Annotated in this window: 6 protein-coding genes; 1 reads left to right on the forward strand and 5 read right to left on the reverse strand. The window is 61.1% G+C overall.

Annotation, left to right across the window (positions count from 1 at the left end):
- Both ribF and murJ read right to left on the reverse strand, forming a co-directional pair.
- A partial coding sequence (gene ribF / locus HUJ17_RS13275; RefSeq protein ID WP_290511145.1) for a bifunctional riboflavin kinase/FAD synthetase occupies positions 1 to 752 on the reverse strand: 752 nt, incomplete at its 3' end.
- 136 nt (positions 753 to 888) lie between these two features.
- Complete coding sequence (gene murJ, locus HUJ17_RS13280) at positions 889 to 2,454, reverse strand: murein biosynthesis integral membrane protein MurJ (RefSeq protein ID WP_290511146.1); 1,566 nt, start codon at positions 2,452 to 2,454, stop codon at positions 889 to 891.
- A gap of 224 nt (positions 2,455 to 2,678) precedes the next feature.
- On the opposite strand from murJ, the gene rpsT reads away from it, so the two are divergent.
- Entirely contained in the window at positions 2,679 to 2,945 is a 267-nt protein-coding gene (rpsT, locus tag HUJ17_RS13285; protein WP_290511147.1) for a 30S ribosomal protein S20, read from the forward strand.
- Between the two features lie 144 nt (positions 2,946 to 3,089).
- Here rpsT and proB read toward each other — a convergent pair whose 3' ends face one another.
- The 3 genes from proB to rpmA form a co-directional block, all read right to left on the reverse strand.
- Complete coding sequence (gene proB, locus HUJ17_RS13290) at positions 3,090 to 4,202, reverse strand: glutamate 5-kinase (protein WP_290511148.1); 1,113 nt, start codon at positions 4,200 to 4,202, stop codon at positions 3,090 to 3,092.
- A 140-nt stretch (positions 4,203 to 4,342) separates the two neighbouring features.
- On the reverse strand, positions 4,343 to 5,527 hold the full coding sequence (gene cgtA, locus HUJ17_RS13295; RefSeq protein WP_290511149.1) for an Obg family GTPase CgtA: 1,185 nt from the start codon (positions 5,525 to 5,527) through the stop codon (positions 4,343 to 4,345).
- 171 nt (positions 5,528 to 5,698) lie between these two features.
- Positions 5,699 to 5,959, reverse strand: coding sequence for a 50S ribosomal protein L27 (gene rpmA, locus HUJ17_RS13300; protein WP_290511150.1), 261 nt, complete (start codon positions 5,957 to 5,959; stop codon positions 5,699 to 5,701).
- Positions 5,960 to 5,961 lie beyond the last annotated feature (2 nt).

Here is a 5,961-nt window from a genome sequence, read left to right on the forward strand (position 1 = left end):
GTGCCATTCACCGTGGGCCGATCGCCCATGTTGGCGGCCCCGGCCTGGTCTGTGAGCCCGGCGCCAGTCACCGTGACGGCAAACACCCCGGCCAGCGGGGAGTGCAGACGCTTGAGTGCCAGATTCACCGTGGGCAGATCCAGGGTGCGGCCGATCTTGTCACCGTGGCGCACCCGGCCACTGATGGCAAAGGGCCGCCCCAGCAAGGTTTCCGCCAGGGCAAAATCTCCGGCGTTGAGCGCCGCACGAACCCGGGTGCTGGACACCCGCTCACCATGGATTTCGCAGGTGGCAGTGTCAGTCACAGCAAAACCGAACTGCTCGCCGGCCTGCTGCAGGTAAGCGAAATCCCCGTCACGGCCACAGCCGAAACGGAAATCATCCCCCACCACCAGGTATTCCACCCCCAGTCCGTCCACCAGCAGTGATTTCACAAAGGCCTCGGCGGTCAGGGAGCGGAATCGCTCGTCGAACCGCACACACAGCACCTGATCCACCCCGGCGTCACGCAGGGCAATCAGTTTGTCGCGCAGGGACATGAGCCGGGCCGGCGCCTGCTGCGGCGCAAAAAATTCCTGAGGTTGCGGCTCGAACAGCATCACCGTGGCCTTCAGCCCACGGCGGCGGGCTTCTGCAATCACCTGATCCAGAATCCGCTGATGCCCCTGATGCACCCCATCGAAATTGCCGATGGTGGCCACGCAGCCGCGATGCCTGTCGCGCAGATTGTGAATGCCGCGAATCAGTCGCATCTCATCCTCGTCTCAAAAGACGCCCGATTATACAGGCTCGTCGATGGTTTTGTATGCGCCCGTGGCAGCGACCGGCGGGAAAGTTAACCATTACTGACATGGCGCTCACCCAGAGGAAAAGCAACCCCGCAAGATGTCAGCGGCGCAAATGTCGCGGCCGCAGCCCCAGAATCAGCAGGCTTACCCCGTAGATCGCCAACCCGGAAATCACAATCAGGCTGAGCCAACCGACCCGGTTCCACATGCCGGCCTCGGTCCAGGCCAGGGTTTGCAAAGACAGCCAGTAAGTGGCCGCTGCCATGGCCACACCGGCAGCTACCATCCGCCCCCAGTGAAACAACCACCCCTTGAGCGGCTGATAGACCCCCGCCCGGCGCAGCCCCAGATACAACAACCCGGCATTGAGCCAGGCGGACAGGGCCATGGCCGTGGCCAGCCCCACATGACGCCATTCCCACACCAGCAAGGCGCCGAACGCCATATTCGCCAGCATGGCAATCACACCGATCTTCACCGGAGTGCGGGTATCCTGGCGGGCATAGAAGCCCGGCGCCAGTACCTTGATCAGCATGGCCGCCAACAGGCCGGCGCTGTAGGCACGCAGGGATTCTGCGGTTTTCGCCACATCCAACGCAGTGAACTCGCCGTACTGGAAAAGCGTGGACAGCAGCGGCTCGGCCAGCACTGCCAACGCCAGTGCTGCCGGCAGACCAATCAGCAACACCATGCGGATGGCCCAGTCCAGGGTTCGGGAAAACGCCTCGCTGGAGGCATCCACATGCTTGCTGGACAGGCTGGGCAGGATCACCGTGCCGATCGCCACCGCAAAAATCCCCAGCGGCAGCTCGATCAGCCGGTCGGTGTAGTAGAGCCAGGTCACCGACCCCGTCTCCAGTAGCGACGCCAACACCGTATTGACCAGGGAGTTGAGCTGATAGACCGACGCCCCGAACAGGGCCGGCACCATCAATGTCATGATCTTGCGCACCCCCGGGTCGGACCAGCCCATGCGCGGCACCGGCATCAGATTCAGCCTGGCAAGAAACGGTAGCTGAAACAGCAGCTGAGCGACCCCGGCGATCAGCACCCCCCAGGCCAGCGCCACTGCCATGCGATCCTCGGCAAATTGCGGGGCCAGGAACAGGGCACAGCCGATCAGGCTCAGGTTCAACAGCACCGGGGTAAAAGCCGGCACCGCAAAGCGGTTCCAGGAATTGAGGATGCCGCCAGCAAAGGCGGTCAGGGAAATAAAGAATAGATAAGGGAAGGTCAGCCGCAGCATTTCCACGGTCAGTGCCCGCTTCACCGGGTCATCGCCAAAACCGGGAGCAAACAACCACACCACCCCCGCCGCCGCCAGCACCCCCACCAGGGTGATCAACGCCACCACGGTTCCCAGGGTCCCGGCCACCCGATCCACCAACAGCTTGGTGGCCGCCATGCTGCCTTTGCTGCGATACTCGCTCAGCACCGGCACGAACGCCTGGTTGAAGGCCCCTTCGGCAAACAGACGGCGGAAAAAATTAGGAATCTTCAGGGCCACGAAAAAGGCATCGGCCCCGGCGGAGGCCCCCAGCATACGGGCAATCACCACGTCCCGAACCAGCCCCAGCACCCGCGACAGCATGGTCATGGTTGCCACCACGGCAGTGGAGGCCATTAAACCGGCTTTTTTCGGGGTCTTTTCTGTGGGTTCGGTCATAGTGCCTCCAGCAAACCGGGCAAGAGTAAACAAAGGCCGCCCAAACCGCCAGAATGATGATTTCCGCCCCCGCAGCCCATTGACATCAGGCCTCCGGATCGGCATAGTTGCGCGTCTTTAGACCGTGGCCCGCGTGTTTTTTGATCACAACAGGCAGGGTCGGCCCATAGCGGCCAGTGTCACAACCCGATTTGACCTTCGAATTTAAGTATAGGAGCAGGACCTTGGCTAACTCACCGCAAGCACGCAAGCGTGCGCGTCAGGCGGAAAACCGCCGTCAGCACAACGCAGCGATGCGCTCCATGGTGCGCACATACCTGAAAAAGGTGAACGCGGCTATTGCGTCCGGCGACCAAGGCAGCGCTCAGGAAGCTTATAACCAGGCGGTGTCTGTGCTGGACAAAGCCACCCGCAAGGGCAAGTTTCACCCGAACAAGGCAGCTCGCCACAAGAGCCGCCTGAACGCCAAGATCAAGGCCATGGCTGCCTGAGTCTGATGCGTTCGCGTTAAAAAAACCGGCCATTGGCCGGTTTTTTTATGCCCAAAAATCAGTGGCAAGCTGTGAGGAGCGAGCCTCGAAAGCCCACACCGGCTTTTCCTTTCGCTTCTCGACACTCGCTCCTTGCCTCCCAATTCAGCCGACGTGGAACACCACCATATTATCCCGGTGGATCAGCTCTTCCTCGTTCATGTAGCCCAACACATCGGCAATCTCGGCACTTTTTTTGCCACAGATTCGACGCGCGTCGGCGGCGTCATAGTTGGCCAGCCCACAGCCAATGCGCTCGCCCTGCTCACTTTCACAGGCCACCATTTCCCCCCGGGAGAACTGGCCGAACACATCCACCACTCCCACCGGCAGCAGGCTGGAGCCGCCATCACGAATACGGCGCACCGCTCCGGCATCCAGCACCACCCGTCCGCGCATCTGCAAATGCCCGGCAAGCCACTGCTTGCGGGCATTCATGGGCGAGGTATCCGGTAGCAGCGTGGTCCCCGGACCCTGCCCCAGGGCCAGCTCCGCAAGGACCTGCGGACTGCGACCGGAGGCGATGGTGGTGGAGGCCCCGGAACGGGCCGCCAGCTTGGCGGCTCGCACCTTGGTGGCCATGCCGCCGCGCCCCAACAGCCCGCCACCGCCAGCAACACGGGCAATATCCGGATCCGAAGCCCGCGCCTCGTGGATCAATTTGGCATCAGGATTACTGCGGGGGTCGGCGTCGAAGAGGCCGTCCTGGTCAGTGAGAATCACCAGCCGGTCCGCCTCGATCAGATTGGCCACCAGCGCCGCCAGGGTATCGTTGTCGCCAAAACGGATTTCATCGGTGACCACGGTGTCGTTTTCATTCACCACCGGCACCACCGAAAAACCCAGCAGGGTCAGCAGCGTGGAGCGGGCATTGAGGTAGCGCTTGCGGTCGGACAGGTCATCGTGGGTGAGCAGCACCTGGGCGGTGTGCAGATTGTGCTTCTGGAAACGCGACTCCCAGGCCTGCACCAGCCCCATCTGACCCACTGCAGCGGCGGCCTGCAGCTCGTGCACAGAATCAGGACGGGAGGTCCAGCCCAGCCGGGTCATCCCTTCTGCCACCGCACCGGACGACACGATGACCACCTCAATACCCTGCTCGCGCAACGCCACCATGCGATCCACCCAGGACTGCATCAAGGCACAGTCGAGACCCTTGCCGTCATTGGTCAGCAGGGCACTGCCTATCTTGATTACCCAACGCTGGCGGTCCGCCACGCTCACTCCTTCCATCAGTTACAAGTTGAAAGCTTCAAGATGCAAAAAGATCCCGCCATTTGCCCTGCCTCTTTTCAGCACAGAAGCTCGGCATACCTGCAGGCCCTCCTTGTAACTTGCCACTTGAAACCTGAGCCTGCTTACGGTTCGTAGATCACTTCCACATCGTGATCATCATCATCGTCGTCACCATCATTCTGGCGAGCCCGGCGCGCGTCAGCCTTCAGCTCCTGCACCTTTTCACGGGCCTCTTCTTCCAGGCGGGCGCGAAGATCCTGCTGGGCAGCAGCATAATCCGGGTCTTCCTGCTCCAGCCGGCGGCGATCCTCAATGGCGTTCATCAATGCGTAGACCAAATCCTCGCAGCCAACACCCGCAGCAGCAGAAATCTTGAACACCGGACCCTGCCAGCCCAGCTCCTCGACGATAGCATCCGCCTGCGTCTGCGCTTCATCATCCGCCAGCAGGTCAATCTTGTTGAACACCAGCCAGCGCTCTTGCTCGGCCAGAGCGGGAGAGAAACGGTCCAGTTCGTCGGCGATGGCATCGATATGGTCCGCCGGGCTGCTGCCATCCATGGGCGCCAGATCCACCACATGCAGCAACAGACGAGTACGCGCCAGGTGCTTGAGGAAACGAATCCCCAGACCCGCCCCTTCTGCGGCACCCTCGATCAGGCCAGGAATGTCAGCCACCACGAAACTGCGATGACGATCTGCTTTCACCACGCCAAGATTGGGCACCAGGGTGGTAAACGGATAATCCGCCACCTTGGGCTTGGCAGCGGAAATCGCCCGAATCAGGGTACTCTTGCCCGCATTGGGCATGCCCAGCAGGCCCACATCCGCCAGCACCTTCAGCTCCAGACGCAGACGACGGGATTCACCGGGCTTGCCCTTGGTGATCTTGCGCGGCGCCTGGTTGGTGCTGCTCTTGAAGTGAATATTGCCAAGCCCACCGCGACCGCCCAGGGCAATCATCACCGGCTTTTCCGGATCGGTCAGATCCGCCAGCACCTCATCGGTATCCACATCGACAATGGTGGTACCCACCGGCACCAACAACACCACATCATCGGCGGATTTACCGGTCATCTGGCGCCCCTTGCCGGGCTCGCCATTGCGGGCTTTGAAAATGCGCTCGTAGCGGTAATCCACCAGGGTATTCAGATTGGTATCCGCCTGCACCATCACACTGCCACCGGCTCCGCCGTCGCCGCCATCCGGGCCACCGAATTCCACGTATTTCTCGCGGCGGAAACTCAGACAGCCATCACCGCCCTTACCGGCGTGAACTTCAATGGTGGCTTCATCGACAAATTGCATTGGGAGGACACTCTTTACTGGATGGATGCCATTGTAGAGCAGCACGCAGGCCGCTCACCACAACGTCTCAGATCTGTTTCCTGTGGCGTGATGCATATCGCTTGCAAGCAGCCTGACACAAAAAAGCCCCGCGGGCAGGAGCCTCGCGGGGCTTTTTCTGACCCTTTCGGATCAGGCCACGGGCTCGATCACCACAAACTTGCGGCTCAGCGGACCCTTGGTTTCAAACTTAACGCGACCGGTTTCCTTGGCAAAGATGGTGTGGTCTTTGCCCATGCCGGTGTTCACACCTGCGTGGAACTTGGTGCCGCGCTGGCGAACAATGATTTCACCTGCGCTGACAACCTGACCGCCAAAGCGCTTCACGCCAAGGCGTTTACTTTCCGAATCGCGACCGTTACGAGTACTACCACCGGCTTTTTTATGTGCCATGT

The organism is Alcanivorax sp. (assembly GCF_014762765.1).
GTDB lineage: Bacteria > Pseudomonadota > Gammaproteobacteria > Pseudomonadales > Alcanivoracaceae > Alcanivorax.